15 protein-coding genes are annotated in these 19,645 nt (G+C 71.3%); 11 read left to right on the top strand and 4 right to left on the bottom strand.

Annotated features, from left to right (window positions below; all coding sequences use genetic code 11):
• The first annotated feature begins 47 nt into the window (after window positions 1-47).
• The 10 genes from ABD262_RS06825 to ABD262_RS06780 all read left to right on the top strand — a co-directional run bounded on the left by ABD262_RS06825 (window position 48) and on the right by ABD262_RS06780 (window position 13,580).
• Entirely contained in the window at window positions 48-2,495 is a 2,448-nt protein-coding gene (locus ABD262_RS06825; protein WP_344133068.1) for a phosphoketolase family protein, read from the top strand.
• 9 nt (window positions 2,496-2,504) lie between these two features.
• Entirely contained in the window at window positions 2,505-4,562 is a 2,058-nt protein-coding gene (gene pta / locus ABD262_RS06820) for a phosphate acetyltransferase (protein WP_344133065.1), read from the top strand.
• Window positions 4,562-5,767, top strand: a complete 1,206-nt coding sequence (locus ABD262_RS06815; protein WP_344133062.1) for an acetate/propionate family kinase — start codon at window positions 4,562-4,564, stop codon at window positions 5,765-5,767. The genes pta and ABD262_RS06815 overlap by 1 nt, the downstream gene beginning before the upstream one ends.
• A 10-nt stretch (window positions 5,768-5,777) precedes the next feature.
• Window positions 5,778-7,421, top strand: coding sequence for an amidohydrolase (locus tag ABD262_RS06810; RefSeq protein WP_344133058.1), 1,644 nt, complete (start codon window positions 5,778-5,780; stop codon window positions 7,419-7,421).
• A 77-nt stretch (window positions 7,422-7,498) separates the two neighbouring features.
• On the top strand, window positions 7,499-9,088 hold the full coding sequence (kamD, locus tag ABD262_RS06805; RefSeq protein ID WP_344133055.1) for a lysine 5,6-aminomutase subunit alpha: 1,590 nt from the start codon (window positions 7,499-7,501) through the stop codon (window positions 9,086-9,088).
• Window positions 9,085-9,843, top strand: coding sequence for a lysine 5,6-aminomutase subunit beta (gene kamE, locus ABD262_RS06800; RefSeq protein WP_344133052.1), 759 nt, complete (start codon window positions 9,085-9,087; stop codon window positions 9,841-9,843). Before kamD ends, kamE begins: the two co-directional genes overlap by 4 nt.
• Window positions 9,840-10,250 carry a 3-aminobutyryl-CoA ammonia lyase gene (gene kal / locus ABD262_RS06795; RefSeq protein WP_344133049.1) on the top strand — a complete coding sequence of 137 codons (411 nt, stop codon included), beginning with the start codon at window positions 9,840-9,842 and terminating at the stop codon, window positions 10,248-10,250. Before kamE ends, kal begins: the two co-directional genes overlap by 4 nt.
• A 414-nt stretch (window positions 10,251-10,664) precedes the next feature.
• Window positions 10,665-12,320: an apolipoprotein N-acyltransferase gene (gene lnt, locus ABD262_RS06790; protein WP_344133046.1), complete on the top strand. Its 1,656-nt coding sequence runs from the start codon at window positions 10,665-10,667 to the stop codon at window positions 12,318-12,320.
• A complete protein-coding gene (locus tag ABD262_RS06785; RefSeq protein ID WP_344133043.1) occupies window positions 12,313-13,098 on the top strand; it encodes a polyprenol monophosphomannose synthase in 786 nt (261 codons plus the stop codon). Before lnt ends, ABD262_RS06785 begins: the two co-directional genes overlap by 8 nt.
• Complete coding sequence (locus tag ABD262_RS06780) at window positions 13,083-13,580, top strand: FxsA family protein (RefSeq protein ID WP_344133040.1); 498 nt, start codon at window positions 13,083-13,085, stop codon at window positions 13,578-13,580. Before ABD262_RS06785 ends, ABD262_RS06780 begins: the two co-directional genes overlap by 16 nt.
• A 91-nt stretch (window positions 13,581-13,671) precedes the next feature.
• On the opposite strand, the gene ABD262_RS06775 is transcribed toward ABD262_RS06780, so the two are convergent.
• From ABD262_RS06775 to ABD262_RS06760, 4 genes are all read right to left on the bottom strand, one after another.
• Complete coding sequence (locus ABD262_RS06775; RefSeq protein WP_056885115.1) at window positions 13,672-14,031, bottom strand: RNA polymerase-binding protein RbpA; 360 nt, start codon at window positions 14,029-14,031, stop codon at window positions 13,672-13,674.
• A 169-nt stretch (window positions 14,032-14,200) separates the two neighbouring features.
• On the bottom strand, window positions 14,201-15,763 hold the full coding sequence (locus tag ABD262_RS06770) for an MFS transporter (protein ID WP_344133033.1): 1,563 nt from the start codon (window positions 15,761-15,763) through the stop codon (window positions 14,201-14,203).
• Between the two features lie 81 nt (window positions 15,764-15,844).
• Window positions 15,845-17,032, bottom strand: coding sequence for a M15 family metallopeptidase (locus ABD262_RS06765; RefSeq protein ID WP_344133030.1), 1,188 nt, complete (start codon window positions 17,030-17,032; stop codon window positions 15,845-15,847).
• A 247-nt stretch (window positions 17,033-17,279) separates the two neighbouring features.
• Window positions 17,280-17,792 carry a GNAT family N-acetyltransferase gene (locus tag ABD262_RS06760; RefSeq protein ID WP_344133027.1) on the bottom strand — a complete coding sequence of 171 codons (513 nt, stop codon included), beginning with the start codon at window positions 17,790-17,792 and terminating at the stop codon, window positions 17,280-17,282.
• Between the two features lie 153 nt (window positions 17,793-17,945).
• Here ABD262_RS06760 and ABD262_RS06755 point away from each other — a divergent pair, with 153 nt between their 5' ends.
• Window positions 17,946-19,598 (top strand): HAD family acid phosphatase, encoded by a 1,653-nt coding sequence (locus ABD262_RS06755; protein ID WP_344133024.1) that lies wholly within the window; start codon window positions 17,946-17,948, stop codon window positions 19,596-19,598.
• Window positions 19,599-19,645 lie beyond the last annotated feature (47 nt).

Genomic DNA, 19,645 nt, shown 5'->3' with positions numbered 1-19,645 from the left:
GGACCAAGGGCCTATCGCTGCGCGTCGCAGCGTGGTGGGGTGGGCGCATGCCGCAGAACTCCGTCGCGCCCGAAACCCTGACCTACCCCGCCGAGGAGCTCGAGCTCGACCTGCGGTGGTGGGCCGCGGCCAACTACCTGACGGTGGGGCAGATCTACCTGCGGGACAACGCCCTGCTCCGCCACCCGCTGACGCTGGCCCACACCAAGCCACGCCTGCTCGGGCACTGGGGCACCAGTCCGGGCCTGTCGATGATCTACGCCCTCCTGAACCGGCGCATCCGCGAGACCGACACGGACTGGCTCTACGTCACGGGCCCCGGCCACGGCGGTCCGGCCCTCGTGGCGGCAGCCTGGCTCGAGGGGACCTACAGCGAGGTCTACCCCCAGATCGGCGACGACGCGGACGGCGTGCTGAGGCTCTTCCGCCAGTTCTCGTCGCCCGGGGGAGTGCCCAGCCACGTCAGCGTGCAGACCCCCGGCTCGATCCACGAGGGAGGGGAGCTCGGCTACGCGTTGGTGCACGCGGCCGGCGCGGCGTTCGACCACCCCGACCTCGTCGTGGCCTGTGTGGTCGGCGACGGGGAGGCCGAGACCGGACCGATGGCCGCCTCGTGGCGCCTGCCGAACTTCCTCAACCCCCGCCGCGACGGTGCGGTGCTGCCGATCCTGCACCTCAACGGCTACAAGATCGCCGGACCGACCGTGCTGGGGCGCACCAGCGACGAGGACGTCGAGGCCTACCTGCGCAGCCAGGGCTGGGATCCGGTGACCGTCAGTGGCGACGACCCGCGGGTGGTGTTCCCGGCGCTGCGCGCGGCCCTCGCGGACGCACACGACCGGATCCGGGCGATCCAGGACGCGGCTCGCGGCGGGACCGGGCCGGCCGAGCCGGTGCGGCACGCGTGGCCGGCGATCGTCCTGCGCACCCCGAAGGGCTGGACCGGCCCCGACATCGTCGACGGCAAGCAGGTCGAGGGCACGAACCTCGCCCACCAGGTGCCGTTGTCCGGTCTGGCGAAGGACCCCGAGCACCTGAGGATGCTCGAGGAGTGGATGCACACCTACCGCCCCGAAGAGCTCTTCGACACCGACGGGCGACTCGTCCCCGAGCTGCGTGCCCTCGCCCCGCAGGGGGACAAGCGGATGTCCGCGACCCCCTACGCCAACGGCGGTCGGCTGCGGACCGACCTGCCGCCGGTGGACCTCGCCGCCCACGAGTTCGCGGTGACCCCGTCCACCCGCGGCCGGCTCTCGCTCGAGAACACCATCACGTCCGGGCGCCTCATGCGCGACCTGTATGCCGCGACGGCCCGGCCGGACGGGGGCGGCAGCTTCCGCCTGTTCTCGCCGGACGAGACGGCGAGCAACCGGCTGCAGCCGGTGTTCGAGGTGACCGAGCGCTGCTTCATGGGCCCGCTCCGGGACATCGACGACCACCTCGGACCGGACGGCAGGGTCATGGAGGTGCTCAGCGAGCACCTCTGCGAGGGCTGGCTGGAGGGTTACCTGCTCAGCGGCCGGCACGGGGTGTTCGCGACCTACGAGGCGTTCGCGATGGTCTCGGCGTCGATGGCCGTGCAGCACGTCAAGTGGCTCCAGCACGCCCGCGAGCTGGCCTGGCGCGCCGACGTGTCGTCGCTCAACGTGCTCCTCACCTCGACCTGCTGGCGCAACGACCACAACGGCTTCTCGCACCAGGGCCCGGGCCTGATCGACTGCCTCATCCCGCTGTCGCCCGAGGTCGTGCAGGTGTGGTTCCCGCCGGACGCCAACACCACCCTGTCGATCACCGACCAGTGCCTCCGGAGCACCAACCACGTCAACCTCATCGTCGTGGACAAGCAGCAGCACCTGCAGTACCTCACCCTCGAGGAGGCGCACGCCCACTGTGCCGCAGGCGCCGGCGTGTGGGAGTGGGCCAGCACGTGCGGTCCCGACGACGACCCCGACATCGTGTTGGCGTGTGCCGGCGACGTGCCGACCCAGGAGGCCCTGGCCGCGGTGGAGCTGCTCGCCGAGCACGTGCCCGACCTTCGGGTGCGGTTCGTCAACGTGGTCGACCTGATGGCCCTGCTGCCCGAGAACGACCACCCCCACGGCTACTCCGACAGCACCTTCGACGGGCTGTTCACCTCGGAGCGGCACGTGGTCTTCGCGTTCCACGGATACCCCCGAGCCGTGCACCAGCTCATCCACGGCCGCAGCAACCCCGGACGGTTCCACGTGCGCGGGTTCAACGAGCAGGGCACCACGACGACGCCCTTCGACATGGTCGTGCTCAACCGGATGAGCCGGTTCCACCTCGCCCTGGAGGTGTTGCGCAGGGCCGACCGGCGGGTGGCCGGCTGGGAAGCCCTGACCGAGCTGTGCGAGCGCCGGCTGGCCGAGCACCGGCCCTACATCGAGGAGCACCTGGAGGACCTGCCCGACATCGCCGAGTGGACCTGGCGCGGTCTGGACGGTCACGCAGCGACGGACGGGCGAGGCCGGTAGTTTCGACCCGTGGCCACCAGCATCTACATCGCCGGCACCGAGGCGCAGTCCGGCAAGTCGGCGGTGGCGGTCGGGCTCCTCGACCAGCTGTCCAGGCGGGCCGGCCGGGTGGGTGTCTACCGACCCATCGTGCGGTCGGGGGCGCCCGACGAGCTGCTCCTGACCCTGTTGTCGCAGCTCCCCGGTGACCTGGCGGTGGAGCAGGCCTGTGGCGTCACGTACGACGACCTGCACTCCGACCCCGAGCGGGCGATGGATGTCATCGTCGACCGGTTCCACGACATCGCCCGGGCCCACGACGTGGTGCTCGTGGTCGGCTCGGACTTCACCGACGTCGCTGCCCCGACCGAGTTCTCGGTCAACGCTGCGGTGGCCGCCAACCTGGGCTCGCGTCTGTTGCTCGTCGTGCCCGCCCAGGACCGCGACCCGGTGGAGGTCGCGACCACTGCCGAGATGGGCGTGCACGCCGCGCGGGAGGCGCACGCCCACGTGACGGGGGTGGTGGCGAACCAGGTCGCACCGGAGCGGCTCGCGGAGACCCAGCAGGTCGTGTCGGAGCGGGTGCGGGTGCCCGTGCAGGCACTGCCCGAGACCCCGCTCCTGCGCGCGCCCACCGTCAAGGACCTCCTCGACGCGTGCGGTGGACGGCTCGTCCACGGTGACCCCGCCTGGCTCGACCGCGAGTGCATGAGCATCCTGGTGGGCGCCATGACGATGCCCCACGTGCTCGACCGGCTGATCGAGGGCGGGGTGGTGATCGTGCCCGGTGACCGCGAGGACGTGGTGCTGGGCGTCCTGCTGGCGCACCGGTCCAGGACCTTCCCGAACCTCGCGGGGATCGTCCTCAACGGTGGTTTCCCGCTGCCGCACCAGGTGGAACGGCTCATCGAGGGGCTCGACGTCGTGCTGCCCGTGATCGCCACCGGAGGGGGCACGATGACGACCGCCTCACAGCTCGGCTCGGCCCGTGGCCGGCTCACCCCCCAGTCCACCCGCAAGCTGCAGGCCGCGGTCGCCATGGTCGAGCGGGGGCTCGACGCCGACACGCTGTTGGGGCCGGTCGCCGCCGCCGGCGAGGGCACGGTGACCCCGCTGATGTTCGAGCACCGTCTCGTCGAGGAGGCCCGCGCCAGCGGTGCCCACATCGTGCTGCCCGAAGGGGCCGAGGACCGCATCCTGCTCGCTGCCGACACGGTGCTGGCGCGGGGGATCGCCAAGCTCACCCTGCTCGGCTCGGAGGAGACGATCCGGGCGAACGCCGCGCGCCTCGGGGTCGATGTCTCCGGGGCCGAGGTGATCGACCCGAGCACCAGCCCGCTGCGTGAGGCCTTCGCCGGCGAGTACGCGACCCTGCGCGCCCACAAGGGCGTCACCCTCGACCAGGCCCGGGACCGCGTCCTGGACCCGTCCTACTTCGGGACGATGATGGTGCACCAAGGGCTGGCCGACGGCATGGTCTCCGGCTGCATCACCACCACGGCCCACACGATCCGCCCGGCACTCGAGATCGTGCGCACCGCCCCGGACGTCTCCGTCGTCTCGAGCGTCTTCATGATGTGCCTGGCCGACCGGGTGCTCGTCTACGGCGACTGTGCGGTCAACCCCGACCCCACCGCCGAGCAGCTGGCTGACATCGCGATCTCGTCGGCCCGCACGGCCGAGCGCTTCGGCATCGAGCCGCGGGTGGCGATGTTGTCCTACTCGACGGGGGAGTCCGGCACCGGTGCGGATGTGGACAAGGTGCGGGCGGCCACGGCCCTGGTGCACCAGCGCGCACCCGAGCTGCTCGTCGAGGGCCCGATCCAGTACGACGCAGCGGTCGACCCCCGGGTCGCCGCGACGAAGCTCAAGGACAGCCCGGTGGCGGGCCGGGCGACGGTGCTCGTGTTCCCCGACCTCAACACCGGCAACAACACCTACAAGGCCGTGCAACGCAGCGCCTCGGCGGTGGCCATCGGACCGGTGCTCCAGGGGCTGAACCAGCCGGTCAACGACCTCTCCCGCGGAGCCCTGGTCCGCGACATCGTCAACACCATCGCCATCACCGCCGTGCAGGCCGGCACCTGATGGCGCAGGTCCGCACCGTCCTGGTCGTGAACTCGGGCTCGTCGTCCCTGAAGTACCAGGTCCTCGACGCGGCGACCGGGGAGACCCTGGCGTCCGGGCTGGTCGACCGGATCGGTGGCCCGGGGCACCTGCGGCACACCAGCAGGGGTCGCACCCACGAGGCGGACGTGACGTGTGCCGACCACCGCGCGGCTCTCGAGGCGGCCCGCCAAGCCCTGCGCGAGCACGGCCCCGACCTGGTGTCGGCCCCACCGATCGCGGTCGGCCACCGCGTGGTGCACGGAGGTCCCCGGTTCACCGAGCCGGTGGTCGTCGACGACGGCGTGGTCGCCGCGATCCGGGAGCTGGTCCCGTTGGCGCCCCTGCACAACCCCGCCAACCTCGAGGGCATCCTCAGCGCCCGCGAGTCGTTCCCGGACGTGCCGCAGGTGGCGGTCTTCGACACGGCCTTCCACCAGAGCCTGCCCGCCCACGCCCACACCTACGCCGTGCCGGCCGAATGGCGGGAGCGCCACCAGGTCCGGCGCTACGGCTTCCACGGCACGTCGCACCGCTTCGTCTCCCGGCGCACCGCCGAGCTCCTCGGCCGCAGCCCCGACGACTGCAACGTCATCGTGCTGCACCTCGGGAACGGCGCCAGCGCCTGTGCCGTGGAGCGCGGCCGCAGCATCGACACCTCGATGGGGCTGTCACCCCTCGAGGGACTGGTGATGGGCACCCGGTCCGGCGACGTCGACCCGGCGCTGGGCGCCTACCTGGCCCGGGTCGCAGACGTCGACACCACGTCCTACGACGAGGCGCTGAACAAGGCCAGCGGACTCCTGGGGCTCGCCGGCGTCTCCGACCTGCGCGAGCTGGAGAGCCGTCGCTCCGACCGTGACCCGCGTGCGACCCTCGCGTTCGACGTGATGGTCTACCGGCTGCGCAAGTACATCGGTGCGTATGCCGTCGCGCTGGGACGGGTCGACGCCATCGCCTTCACCGGCGGCATCGGCGAGAACAGCGCAGCCGTCCGCGGTGCGGTGCTGTCCGGCCTTGCCGTCCTGGGCGTCGTCGCGGACCAGGACGCCAACGCGCAGGGCCCCCCGGAACGGCTGGTCACCGCGCCCGACAGCCGGGTACCCGCCTTCGTCGTGCCGACGAACGAGGAGCTGGAGATCGCCCGGGCCTGCCTCGCCGTCCTCGGGGAGGACGGCCCCGTCTAGGGTGCTGGGCGTGAGCACCCTCTACCGCGGCGGCTTCGTCTACACCCCGATCGACCCGTTCGCCAACGCCATGGTGGTCGACGAGGCGACCGGCACGATCGCCTGGATCGGAGGCGATGACGCAGCGGCGGTGCACGTCGACGCCGTCGACGAGGTGGTCGAGCTCGACGGCGCCCTGGTCGCCCCGGCCTTCGTCGACGCGCACGCGCACGTGTCGCAGACCGGTGCCGGGCTGCGTGGGGTCGACCTCGGCGCCACCCGCTCCGTCGTCGAGGCGCTGAGCCGCATCGAGGACGCGGCGCGGCGCAGCCAGGGCCGACCGGTCTACGCCCCGAACTGGGACCAGGACCACTGGGCCGAACACCGGCCCCACACCGGCGCCGAGCTGGACCGGGCCACCTACGGAGGGGTCGTCTACTCGCCCCGCGTCGACGGCCACTCCGCCGTCATCTCCTCGGCCCTCGCCGCCGCTTCCGGGGCGCGTGGGCTGCCGGGCTGGGAGGGCGACGGCCTGGTGACCCGCGACGCGCACCACGCCGCGAGGGAGGCCTTCAACGGCGCGGTCACCCCGGCCCAGCGACAGGCCGACATCGACCTCGCCCTCCGAGCTGCTGCTGCCGCGGGCATCGGGCTGGTGCAGGAGAACGGCGGCCGCACCCTCTCGGGCACCGACGACTTCGCGGAGGTGCTGGCCGCGGGGGAGCGGGGCGACGGTCCGCAGACGCTCGGCTACTGGGCCCAGCTGGTCTCCGACGAGGCCGAGGCGCGTGACGTCGCCACGCTGCGTGGTGCACGGGGCCTCGCGGGAGACCTCAACATCGACGGCTCCGTGGGCTCACGCACGGCGCACCTGCGCGAGCCGTACACCGACGCCGCGGGCCACACCGGCAACGCCTACCTGACCGTCGAGCAGGTCCGTGACCACGTCGCCGCCTGCTCCCTGGCCGGGCTGCAGGCCGGGTTCCACGTCATCGGGGACGCCGGCGTCGACACCGCGGTGGCCGGCTTCGAGGCCGCTGCCGAGCTGGTGGGCGCCCCCGTCGTCACCCGGGCCCGCCACCGGCTGGAGCACCTCGAGATGGTCTCGCGCGACGGGATCGAGAGGCTCGTCCGCCTCGGGGTCGGCGCGAGCGTGCAGCCGGCCTTCGACGCGTTCTGGGGCGGCGACCGGGGCATGTATGCCGCGCGGCTGGGTGCCGACCGCGTGCACGGACGCACGGGCGGGGACACCGCGCCGATGAACGCCTTCGCGTCGATGATGGCGGCGGGGATGACCGTCGCCTTCGGGTCCGACTCGCCGGTGACCCCGTTCGCCCCCTGGGAGGCGGTCCGCGCCGCCGCGTTCCACCACGACGAGAGCCAGCGGGTGTCCGCCCGGTCGGCCTTCCTGGCCCACACCCGGGGTGGCTGGCGCGCGGCTGGCTTCGAAGACCGTGGCTACCTCGACCTCGGGCTGCCCGCCACGTTCGCCGTCTGGGAGGTGGGCGACCTCGTCGTCCAGGCGCCGGACGACCGAATCCAGACCTGGTCGACGGACCCCCGCTCGGGGACACCCGGACTGCCCGACCTCTCGCCCGGGATGCCCGCCCCGACCTGCCAGCGCACGGTCGTCCGCGGCCGCACCGTCTTCGACTCCGGCACCCTCGGGGCCTAGACGACCGCCGGGTGGATGATTTGCGGCCTTGGCGCAGCATGACCGGAAATCCTCTCTCTCACTGCTAGATTTGCCGCGTGTCTTCGCGTGTGAAACCTCTCCTCGACCTCGACCCGGCCGATGTCCGCCGGGCCCGCACCCTGGCCCGCAAGGCCGGCCGACCGGTGGTGAAGCTGGCCCAGAGCCACACCACCGTGAGTGTCGAGCGGGCCACCCTGCGCCTGGCCGGCCTCGGCGGCGCCGACCACGAGCGGGTGCCGTGGGTGAACCACCTCGTCGACGCCGTCCGCGCGGAGGTCGGGCTCGAGCACGGCATCACCAGCCCGGTGTTCGACGCCCTGCGCAGGGGAGAGGCCCCCGACCTGCTGACCCTGGCCCAGAAGGCGGCCAGCGGCTCCGTGCAGTTCCGGCTCCCCGAGGGCAGCGACGCCACGGCCGCGGCCAAGGACGCTCGCCGCGAGGTGAGCCGCGGCATCCGCACCATCGACAAGCAGCGCGCCACCCGCGACCGCCTCATCAGGCGCCACGGCGACCCCGAGCAGCGCCCGTGGATCTACCTGATCGTCGCCACCGGCGACATCTACGAGGACATCCCGCAGGCCCAGAACGCCGCGCGCGAGGGCGCCGACATCATCGCCGTGATCCGCTCCACCGGGCAGTCGCTGCTCGACTACGTGCCGGAGGGCGCCACCCGCGAGGGGTATGCCGGCACCTATGCCACCCAGGAGAACTTCCGCCTCATGCGGGCGGCCCTGGACGAGACGTCGAAGGAGCTCGGCCGCTACATCCGGCTGACCAACTACGCGTCGGGCCTGTGCATGCCGGAGATCGCGACGCTGGCCGGGCTCGAGCGGCTCGACATGATGCTCAACGACTCGATGTACGGGATCCTCTTCCGCGACATCAACCCGATCCGGACCTTCGTCGACCAGCGGTTCAGCCGCCAGATCCACGCCCGCGCCGGCATCATCATCAACACCGGCGAGGACAACTACCTCACCACCGCCGACGCCGTCGAAGCCGCCCACACGGTCACGGTGAGCCAGCTCCTCAACGAGTACTTCGCGAAGGAGGCCGGCCTCGAGGACTGGCAGCTGGGCCTGGGCCACGCCTTCGAGATCAACCCCGAGATCCCCGACTCGTTCCGGATGGAGCTGGCCCACGCCCTGTTGGCCCGCCAGCTGTTCCCCGACGCGCCGTTGAAGTGGATGCCGCCGACCAAGCACATGACCGGCGACGTCTTCCGCGGCTACCTCCTCGACGGGTTCTTCAACCTGGTCGGGGCGATGACCGGCCAGGGCATCCTCCTCGTCGGCATGATGACCGAGGCCGTGGTGACCCCCTTCCTGTCGGACCGCGACCTGGCCCTGCAGAACGTGCGCTACGTCCTGAACGCCGCGGGCGGGCTCACCGAGGACTTCCACCCGCCTCGCGAAGGGTTCATCCAGGCACGGGCGAGGGGAGTCCTGTCGGAGGCGATCGACCTGCTCACCACCATCACCGAGGAGCCCGGCAGGGCCCCGCTGCTCGAGGCCATCGCCGATGGCACCTTCGGCCTGATGAAGCGTCCGGCCGACGCAGGCAAGGGCCTCGACGGTGTCGTGGTGCGGGCCGAGGGATACGACAACCCGGCGACGACCCTCCTCGAGACGGGGGCGACCCGATGAGCCGCGACATCGTCCGCCCCTACGGCGACACCACGGGCGACGGCATGGTGCAGGTGTCGTTCACCCTGCCCGTCCCGCACGACAAGCGGGCCGAGGGGGCCGCCCTGCAGCTCGCCGCCAAGATGGGCTTGGAGCCGGCGCTGCTCGTGCACGCCAAGCCGATGGGTCCCGACTTCACCTTCTTCGTGGTCTACGGCAGCGCCACCCACCTGGTCGACCTGCGTGAGGTCACCGTCGTGGAGCGCGAGTTCCCGCTGCTCAGCCCCACCGAGGTCAACAAGGCGATCAAGGCGCGGCTGCGTCGCAAGCTCGTCGTGGTGGGCGCCTGCATCGGCACCGACGCCCACACGGTGGGGATCGACGCGATCCTCAACATCAAGGGGTTCGCGGGTGAGAAGGGCCTGGAGTACTACCGCGAGATCAAGGTCGTCAACCTCGGCGCCCAGGTGCTGGTGCCCGAGCTGGTCGCTCGGGCCCGGGCCGAGCGGGCCGACGCCGTGATGGTCAGCCAGGTCGTCACCCAGCGCGACGCGCACATCCACAACACGACCACGATGAGTGCCGCCTTCCGCGAGGCCTACCCTGCGGGCCAGGTGCCGCTGCTCGTCGTGGGCGGACCGCGGTTCGAGGAGGGCTCGGCCCCCAAGCTGGGCGTCGACCGGATCTTCGGCCGCGGCACCACTCCCGGCGAGGTGGCCAGCTACCTCGTGCACGCCCTCGCCCCCACGGCGCCCCGCTCGAAGGAGAAGGAATGACCGTCCCCACCGGTGCAGCTGTCGGACGCACCGTCACGCACCGCCGCTACGTGCCCTACAGCCACGCCCACTACGCCGGCAACCTCGTCGACGGCGCCTACTCGCTTGCCGCGTTCGGCGACGTGGCGACCGAGATGTGCATCCGGACCGACGGCGACGAAGGCCTGTTCGCGTCCTACTCCGACGTCCAGTTCAGGGCGCCGGTGCGCGCGGGCGACGTCATCGAGGTCGAGGCGCGGCTGGTCAGGGTGGGGACCCGCAGCCGTGAGATGGAGTTCGAGGTCCGGGTGGTGGGACGGGGCGCTCCGGATCGTGGCGAGTCCGCGGCCGACATCCTGGACCCGCCGGTCGTGGCCACGACAGCCCGCGGCGTTGTCGTGGTTCCGCCACCCGCAGCGACTTCCTGAGGCGCCGTCACGGCGTGTCGCACGCGACACGCCGACCGTTCGTCGATTGCTCGCAGATTCCTTGCAGCACAAGGGTTTTGGCTGGCCCACCTGACCTGCGCATATTCGCGTGCCCTGAGGTGAACACCGGGTTGACACCCGCCGTCGCCGGGGTAAGTTGGCCCACGGTTGTTCACCGATGGACCGTCGACCAGGGGGAGCCAGACCGGAGGACCACGCATTGCCCGGTGGCTAGCGCGCGCAGCCACCGCCTGCCAGCAGTGCTGTGTGACCCGAACTGGTGCCCCGCTCGTGGCGGTGGTGGACGCGGTACGGCCCGCGCGCTTAGTAGACAACAGCAGGATGTCGGCACCCAGTCGGCCCCTTGCTGGTCCCAACGGCAGCGCGGGCCGTTCCGTGTCCTACCGTGGTCCCGTGCCCCCGTCGACCCAACCCCCGTCGACCCTGGCCCTGCGCGCGGGGACCCGCCTGGTCGTCGCCACGGCGTCCGGCTTCCTGACCGCGCAGGCCTTCCCCGAGCACGACGTCTGGTGGCTCGCCCCCGTCGGCGTGGGCCTGTTGTCCGCCGCGGTGCTCGGCACCCGGTGGCGGTTGGCGCTCCTCCTCGGTCTGGCCCACGGGCTCGGCTTCTTCCTGCCGACGTTGTCGTGGTCCGGGGTCTATGTCGGCAACCTTCCGTGGATCGCCCTCTCCACGCTCGAAGCGCTCTACCTCGCGGTCATGTGCGCGGTCACGGCCGCCGTCCAGCGTCCCCTCCTCGCGACGCGGCTGCGCCCCCTGGCCCATGCCGCGGTGCCGCTCGCATGGGTGCTGCAGGAGTGGGCTCGGAGCACGACCCCCTTCGGGGGCTTCCCGTGGGCACGGCTCGCGTTCAGCCAGGCGGACAGCCCCCTCGCCCCGCTGGCCCGGTTCGCCGGCGCCCCCGGGCTCACCTTCGCGGTGGCCGCCCTCGGGGTGCTCCTGCACCTCGCCGGCCGGGAGCTGACGCACCGGGTGGGCCGCCCACGCCGAGCCGACCCGGCCGCATACCGACCACTGGGTGCTGCGCTGGTCGTCCTGGCCCTGGCCCCGCTCGGGCTCGCCGTGGCGACGACGCCGCCCACCGACGGACGGGCGGTGTCGGTGCTGTTCGTGCAGGGCAACGTGCCCAAGCCCGGGCTCGACTTCAACGCCGAACGCCGCAAGGTGCTCGACAACCACGTGCAGGGGACCCTCGGGGCAGTGTCCACAGGACACCCCGCGCCCACGCTGGTCGTCTGGCCGGAGAACTCGTCCGACATCGACCCCCTGCTCAACGCGGACGCTGCCGCCGACATCCAGCTGGCGCTGGAGACGGTCAAGGCGCCCATCCTGCTCGGTGCCGTGCTCAACGGCCCGGCTCCCTACATCTCCAACGCCAGCCTGTTCTACGTCCCGGGGGGCGCAGAGCCGCAGCGCTACGTCAAGCAGCACCCGGTGCCGTTCGCGGAGTACATCCCCTACCGCAGCTTCTTCCGGAACTTCAGCGACAAGGTCGACCTCGTCACCAGGGACTTCACCCACGGTGACCAGCCGGGCGGGTTCGAGGTGCCGGTGGCGGGGGAGCGGCCCTACTGGATCATCCCCACCATCTGCTTCGAGGTCGCCTACGACGGGCTGATGCGCGACTCGACCCTCCAGCACGGTCGGGGTGACAGCATCCTCGCGGTGCAGACCAACAACGCGACGTTCGGCTACACCGCCGAGTCGGAGCAGCAGTTCGCGATCAGCCGGCTGCGCGCGATCGAGCACGGCCGGTCGGTCGTGCACGTCTCCACGGTCGGCGTCAGCGGCTTCATCAACCCCGACGGAACGTACGTCGCCAAGACGTCGTTGTTCACCCCGGCAGCCCGGTACGGGTCGCCGGTGGTCCGCACCGAGGTCACCCCGTCAGACCGGCTGGGCCCCCTGCCGGAGTATGCCGCGGGCGTCGCCTTCGTGGGACTCCTGGCACTCGGTCTGTGGCTGCGGCGCAGGACCGCTAGGGTCGAGCGCGCCGCTGACGGACGGACCGCACCGGCTCACGAACGAAGGGATCGCGTCGTTGTCTGACCAGATCGTGCTGTCTGACCAGATCGACCGGGTGCTGGTGTGCATCCCGACCTACAACGAGCGCGAGAACCTGCCCCGCATCGTCGAGCGGGTGCGCGCTGCGGTGCCCTCCGCAGACGTCCTCGTCCTCGACGACAACTCGCCCGACGGCACCGGCGCGGTGGCCGACGGGCTGGTCGCGGCGGACCCGCAGGTCCACGTCCTGCACCGCCCGGGCAAGCAGGGCCTGGGCAACGCCTACCTCGCGGGCTTCGCGTGGGGCCTGGACCAGGGCTATGGCGCCATCGTGGAGATGGACGCCGACGGCTCCCACCAGCCCGAGCAGCTCCCCAGCCTCCTCGCCGCCCTGCCCGACGCCGACCTGGTCATCGGCGCCCGCTGGGTGCGGGGTGGCAGCGTCGTCAACTGGCCGCTGCACCGCAAGGCGCTCAGCGTGGGCGCCAACATCTACACCCGGGCCCTCCTGGGCATGCCGGTCCACGACGCGACGGCCGGCTACCGCGTCTACCGCGCGAGTGCCCTCGAGACCATCGGGCTCGACCACGTGGCGTCGCAGGGCTACTGCTTCCAGGTCGACCTCACCCAACGCGCCGTGCGCCTGGGGCTGCGGGTCGTCGAGGTGCCGATCACCTTCGTCGAGCGCGAGGTCGGTGACTCCAAGATGAGCGGCGACATCATGCGCGAGTCACTCCAGCGGATCACCGCGTGGGGCCTATCGCACCGCGCCGACCAGGTGCGCCGGCTGGGCCGTCGGGAGCCCACGTGGCACCGACTGTAGGCCGCACGCCCTTCGCCAGCCGGCGCCGACCGCGCTGGCTGGCCGTCATGTTCCTCCTGTTGCTCGTCATCCCGGTCCTGGAGATCGCGGCCATCATCGCGGTCGGCAAGGTGATCGGTGGCTGGCAGACGCTGGTGCTGCTGCTCGTCGAGTCCGCGCTCGGTGCGTGGCTGGTGCGGCGCGAGGGAGCCCGGGCCTGGAAGGCGCTGACGACCGCGCTCAACACGGGCCAGATGCCCAGCCGCCAGCTCGCCGACGCGGCCCTGGTGCTCGTGGGCGGCACGCTCCTGCTCACCCCCGGGTTCCTGACCGACATCGTCGGCTTCTTCTTCATCCTCCCGCTCACGCGCCCGATCGCCCGCGCCGCCCTCGAGGCCGTCGTCGCCAAACGGCTCCTCGGGGGGATCTTCGGCGGCGGGCGCGGCGGCCCGCCGCGCGGTGGGCCCAGCGGTCCCGACGTCATCGAGGGCGAGATCCTCTAGGGGGTGACCGCCCCTCCAGGCATCCCGATCACGGTCCAGGCATGACGAAGGCCGCGCCCCGGATCGGGACGCGGCCTTCGTGGTGGCTGGTTCAGGCGGTGCGCTTGCGGCGCGGCTTCTCGCCCCGCGACTCGCGCAGGAGGGTCAGCCGCTCCTCGAGCAGCTCCTCCAGCTCGGGGATGGAGCGACGCTCGAGCAGCATGTCCCAGTGGGTGCGGACGTGCTTGACCTGCTTGGCCTCGGGCTCGGGGCCGTCGACGAGCCGGGCCTCTTCGCCGCAGCGGCATTCCCACGTGGGCGGGATCTCGGCCTCGATCGAGAAGGGCAGCTCGGTGCGGTGGCCCAACGGGCACACGTACGCGGTGATCTGGCGCTCGCTCGGAACGACGTGGTCGTCGGTCTCCAGGCTGTGCGAAACCATTCGGCTGCCCCGGAGGGTGCGTTCTGCCATGACGGGGTTCTCCCAACGTGCTTGGTACCCTGCCCGCTCGGGTGGGGGCGAAAGGGATTCGTTACTGCCAACGCCGCGGATGGGTTCAATGTTCCGAATCCACGAGGTCTGTACCCCTGATGACGAAGCAGCACGCCCCAGCGTTGTCCGATGTGATGCAAGTCACACCTCAGACGACGGCGGGCACCTCGTTGCCGGCGTCCACGATGCCCTGGCGCACGTCGACCTTCCGGAGCAGGACGAAGCCCAGCACGAAGAAGATGATGAGCGCCACGATGGCTGGCCGGTAGGAGTCGGTCAGCTGGTGGACCAGGCCGAACAGGAGGGTGCCGAACCACGACGTCCCCCGCTCCATGGCCTGGTAGAACGCGAAGAACTCGGCCTCGCGGCTCTTGGGGACCAGCTGGCTGAACAGCGACCGGCTCAGGGCCTGGCTGCCACCCAGGACGATGCCGATGAGCACGCCGAGGGCCACGAAGGGGATGAAGGCCTTCTCGGGGACGAAGAACGCGGCGATGACGATGCCCGACCAGGCCACCAGGGAGCCGAGGATCGTGCGCCACGCGCCGAAGCGCCGGGCGAACCGACCGAACAGCAGCGCCCCGCCGAACGCGACGAACTGCACCAGCAGGATCAGCGCGATGAGCTGCTCCTGGGCGAACTTGAGCTCCTCCGCGCCGTAGAGGCTGCTGGAGGAGATGACCGTCTGGATGCCGTCGTTGAAGAAGAGGTAGGCCAGCAGGAACATCAGCGTGTGCGGGTAGGTCCGCAGGTCACGGAAGGTGTGGCCGAGCTGGGCGTAGCTGCCGCGCACGACCCCGGCCGACGGCTCCTCGACCCGGGCGATCTCGCCGCCTCGCAGGTTCCACAGCCCGCGGACCGGGATGACCGTGAACAGGCCCCACCAGAGTCCGGCCGACAGCATGCTGATCCGCACGGCCATGCCCTTGTCGACCCCGACCAGGTCCGGCTTGGAGACGATGACGAGGTTGATCGCGAGGAGCAGGCCGCCCCCCAGGTAGCCGAGCGCCCAGCCCCGCGACGAGACGTCGTCGCGCTCGTCGGGGGAGGCGATCCGGCAGAGGATGGCGTCGTAGACGACCAGCGAGGAGCCGAGCGCGATCGTGGCCAGGATCATCATCACCGAGCCGAAGCGCCAGTTCTCACCCCGGAGGAAGAACAGGAGCGAGGCGGCCACGGCCCCGGCCCAGGCGAAGCCGCCGAGCAGCCGTGCGGGGCGCGGGGTGCGGTCGGCGATGGCCCCCACGAACACCAGCAGGACCGCACTGATGATCGTGGACAGCGTGACGGTGTAGGAGGCCACCGAGCCCGGGTCGAGCGGGGCGGTGAGGACGAGCAGCAGGCCACCGGCGCCGGCGACCGCCAGCGGGACGGCGGTCGGCAGCACCGTCGGCCGGTTGCGGATCATCTGGACGACGGTGAGGACCAGGGCGGCCAGACCCAGCAGCGTCAGCGCCAGCCCGACCTGCCAGACCGCACTGGGCAGGTCGGCCGCCGCAGGGATGACATGCAGGTCGACGTGGCAGGCGGCGTCGCTGTCCTGTCCCGGGCAGGCGGCTTCCTTGGCCACCGTGGTCAGGTAGGGCGCGAAGAGGACGGTGCCCACCGTCGTGACGAAGGCAGAGTTGGCCCAGTCGTACCAGTACCAGGACCTGCGGTGCTGCTCGTGCTCCGACCTCGTCGACCGTGACGCTGCCGTCTCTGTTCTCATGCGTGAAGGGTGGCACAGGCACCGGTCGGGCAGATGGGTATTCGTACCCAGTCGCGACGGCGAGTCGAAGCGCTGCGGCGACTAGCCGGCATACTCCCAGTGCCACGGCTCGGGCAGCGACCCGGAGGGCTCGGCCCAGTCGGGGTGGAACCACCCGTAGAGCGGCGCATTCTGCTTCATCCAGAGGTGGGCGGGGGTGCCGAAGCTGTTGATGCCGCCGCACAGGTCGACGGCGCGACCCATGCCGTGCTCGCTGCGGCCAGGGGTCGCGGCCCACTTGCCCTTGACGGCCTTGACCGACACCTGCTCGGCGTAGGAGCGGTAGGAGTCGGTGACGCAGATGGGGGAGCCGGTGTCCTTCTGGTAGGCGATGCTCATGGCGTTGAACGCCGCCGCAGCGCCCGGGCGAAGGCTCTGTCCGGGGGCTCCGAAGAGCGGGCAGAGCGCGGCGACAGGGATCTTGCCGTTCGGGTACTCGCCGTCGTTGGTGCTGCACGCCTTGACCGAGCCGTCGGCGAGGACGCCGGGGACGACCAGGGCGGCGCGCAGTCGCTTCGTTGCCTCGATCGCAGCCGGATCGCCGCTGCCCAGCAGCAGCCCGGCGACCGGTCCGGCCCTGGCCACCTGCTGGGCGTGCAGCTGTCGGGTGGCGTCGAGCTGGGCCTTCTGCTCCTTGACCACCACGTCGAGCTTCTGCTTTGCGTCAGCAGCCTGGGCCGCGGCCTCCGTGGCGCGGGTGCTGGCCTCGACCGCCTTGAGCGCGACGGTGCGCTGCAGCTGGGTCTGGTTCTGGACGCGCTCGAGCTGCCAGCTGCGCTGGTCGCTGAGGTAGGACATCTGCGCGGCCGTGTCGCTCGCCTCGGCGGCGGGCTTGGCCAGGGTGTCGAGCAGGGTGCCCATGTCGCTGATGCTGCCGCCGGTGCCGGCGTAGGCGAGGTAGGCCCACTGGCCCAGGGCGCGGCGGTCCTGGCCCAGCCGGGTGCTCAGCTGCTGGTAGAGCAGGACGTTGCGGTTGGCCTCCTCGCGGGCGGCGCGCTCGGCGTCCCGCGCGGCTGCGTACTTCTGCAGGAGGGTGTTGGCCTCGAGGGCGAGTCGGTCGAGCTTCGTGGCGGCGGCGGCGATGCCGGCGTTGGAGGCCGTCAGGTCCTCGGTCAGGGCGTCCGCGGCGGCGATCTGGGCCGCCAGCTCCGCGGGGCCGAGGGTGCTCTCGCCGCCGGCGCCGGGGGTGGCCGTCGCACCGGAGGTGGTCGTGCCGCTGCCCGTGGTCACGACGGCTGTCGTGCTCGTCGCGACCGTCGACTGCGGGGTCGGGGTGGATGTGGTCGTTGAGGACGATGTGACGGGTGGGGTCGCGCCCGAGGCATGTGCCGGGGAGAAACCTGCCAGCGTCACAACCGCCACAGCGCCTGCGACCACGCTGGCTCGCATACCGAGCCCGACCACGATCTGCCACTCCCTCGATCCGCCACCCCCCTCGGGCGGCTCTGCTACGTCAACGCAGGGTAACCCGGTGAGGTCACGCTCCGTCTCCTGCTTTCGGCGGAGAACTCCTGGCCATCAGGCTGACCCGGTGGCCCGCCGGACCGAGCTGGCCGACCTCCTCGAACCCCCTGCGACGGTGGAACGCGAGCGACGGCTCGTTCGGCGGGTCGAGGTTCACCTCGAGCACCAGCCGACCCCTGGCGGCGGCCGCCGCCTCGACCGCGTCGTAGACCGCCGAGGCAAGCCCCCGACGCCGGAACCGGGCGTCGATGACGATCCGGTCGAGGTAGTCGAACCGGTCACCGAACCGCTCGGTGAACCAGAGGTAGTTCTCGGAGTCGTAGTCCGTCCCGGGGCCGAACACCAGGACGAAGCCAGCCGTCTCGCCGTCGCACTGGATGACGTCGGCCCGGGCGGCCCACCCGCGCAGCCTGGCCAGGTGCCCGTCGTCCATGGGGGAGAGGAGCTGCACGTGGTCGGCGTTGAGCTGCAGCACCCTGGGCACGTCGGCATCGGTCATCGGGCGCAGGACGTCGTGAGCCTCCATGAGGCGAGTCTGCCACCCATGACGTTTGTCACTTCCGCGCAGGTCAGGCCCTGCATAGCCTCCGGGCGTCACCGCGGCGACTGTCCGGTCATCCCCGGCCCCGCGGTGCTTCTCCACCCCCACGCCACCCACAAAGTTCAGGAGCGTCCGCACATGGCCATTTCCTCCCACAGCAGGCGGACGGGGGTGCTGGCCGGCTCCGCCGCCATCGCGCTCGCGGCCGCCGCCGTCGCCGGCGCCGGCGCCGCGAGTGCGCACGGACCCCAGGGCCCTGACCACCGGCTGGCTCCCCGCACCCACTTCACCATGGCAGCCGACGGTTCGAGCGGCGCGCGCGTCGGGGGAGAAGGCATCCCCAACATCGACTCCGTCAAGAAGACGATCTACACCTACTACGGCGACCCCACCGGCAAGGGCCTGGCCAACCCGACCGACTCGCCCTACATCCGGGAGATGAGCGCGATCCTGGCTCGCGAGCGCCGCGAGCTGCCCCGGCTCCTCGCCGACGCGCGCCGCCACCACGAGCAGCCCGCGATCGTGTTCGACGCCGACGACACCACCCTCTGGACCTACCAGATGGAGGTGGGCGACATGAAGTTCGTCTTCACCCCGGCCGCACAGGCGCCCTGGGTCGATGGCGAGCGTTTCCCCGCCACGCCGGGCATGGTCGACTTCGTCAACGACGCCCAGGCGATGGGCTTCACCATCTTCGGGCTGACCGGGCGCAGCAACAGCCAGAAGACGCACACGGTCAACAACCTCGCCAAGGTCGGCTACACCGCCTTCACCCCCGACCACTACTTCACGAAGTACGACTCCGGCACGACTCCGCCTGCCTACCTCAGCTGCGTCGCCGCGCCCACCTGCACGACCGTGGAGTACAAGGCCGGCACCCGCAGGCACATCGAGCAGGACCTCGGGTACGACGTCGTCCTCAACGTGGGCGACCAGTTCTCCGACCTCCAGGGCGGGTATGCCGACCACAGCCTGAAGCTGCCCAACCCCACCTACTACCTGCCGTCGCCGAACCTGCCCGGGGTCAACGAGCCCTGGCTCGCCCCGCGGACCCACTTCACGATGGCGCCCGACGGGTCCAGTGGACTGACCGCCGGGGGAGAGGGCATCCCCAACATCGACTCGGTCAAGAAGACGATCTACACCTACTACGGCGACCCCACCGGCAAGGGCGTGGCCAACACCACGTCGTCGCCCTACATCTCCGAGATGACCAAGATCACCGGACAGCAGCGCACGCGGTTGCTGCAGACCTGTGCCACCGAGGCGCGTCGCGGCCAGCACCCGGCGGTCGTGCTCGACGCCGACGACACGACGTTGTGGGGCTACGAGATGGAGGTCGGGGCGATGAAGTTCGTCTTCGACCCGGTGGTCCAGGACACCCAGTGGGTGCAGCCGCAGAAGTTCCTCGCCACGCCGGGGATGGTCTCGCTCGCCAACGACGCGTCGGCCGCCGGCTGCACCCTCGTCGGGCTGACCGGCCGCAACGACAACCAGAAGGCGGCGACCCTGGGCAACCTCGCCAAGGTCGGCTACACCGGCTTCACCTCGGCCAACTACTTCACCAAGTGGGTCACCGGCACGACGCCCCCGGCCTACGTGACCGCGGCCGACTGCGTGAAGTACCCGTCGTGCACCACCATCGAGTACAAGTCCACGGTGCGTCACCACGTGGAGCGCGACCTCGGGTACGACGTCGTGGCCAACTTCGGTGACCAGTACAGCGACCTGGTCGGGGGCAGCGCCGACCGCGTGGTCAAGCTGCCCAACCCGATGTACTACCTGCCCTGAGCCGTACCGCCTGAGTCGCACCCCCTGAGCGCCCTGCTCGGGCCGTA

The sequence above is a fragment of the Pedococcus bigeumensis genome (genome assembly GCF_039531795.1).
Classification (GTDB): Bacteria; Actinomycetota; Actinomycetes; order Actinomycetales; family Dermatophilaceae; genus Pedococcus; species Pedococcus bigeumensis.
This window is presented reverse-complemented; position numbering and strand designations above follow the sequence as displayed.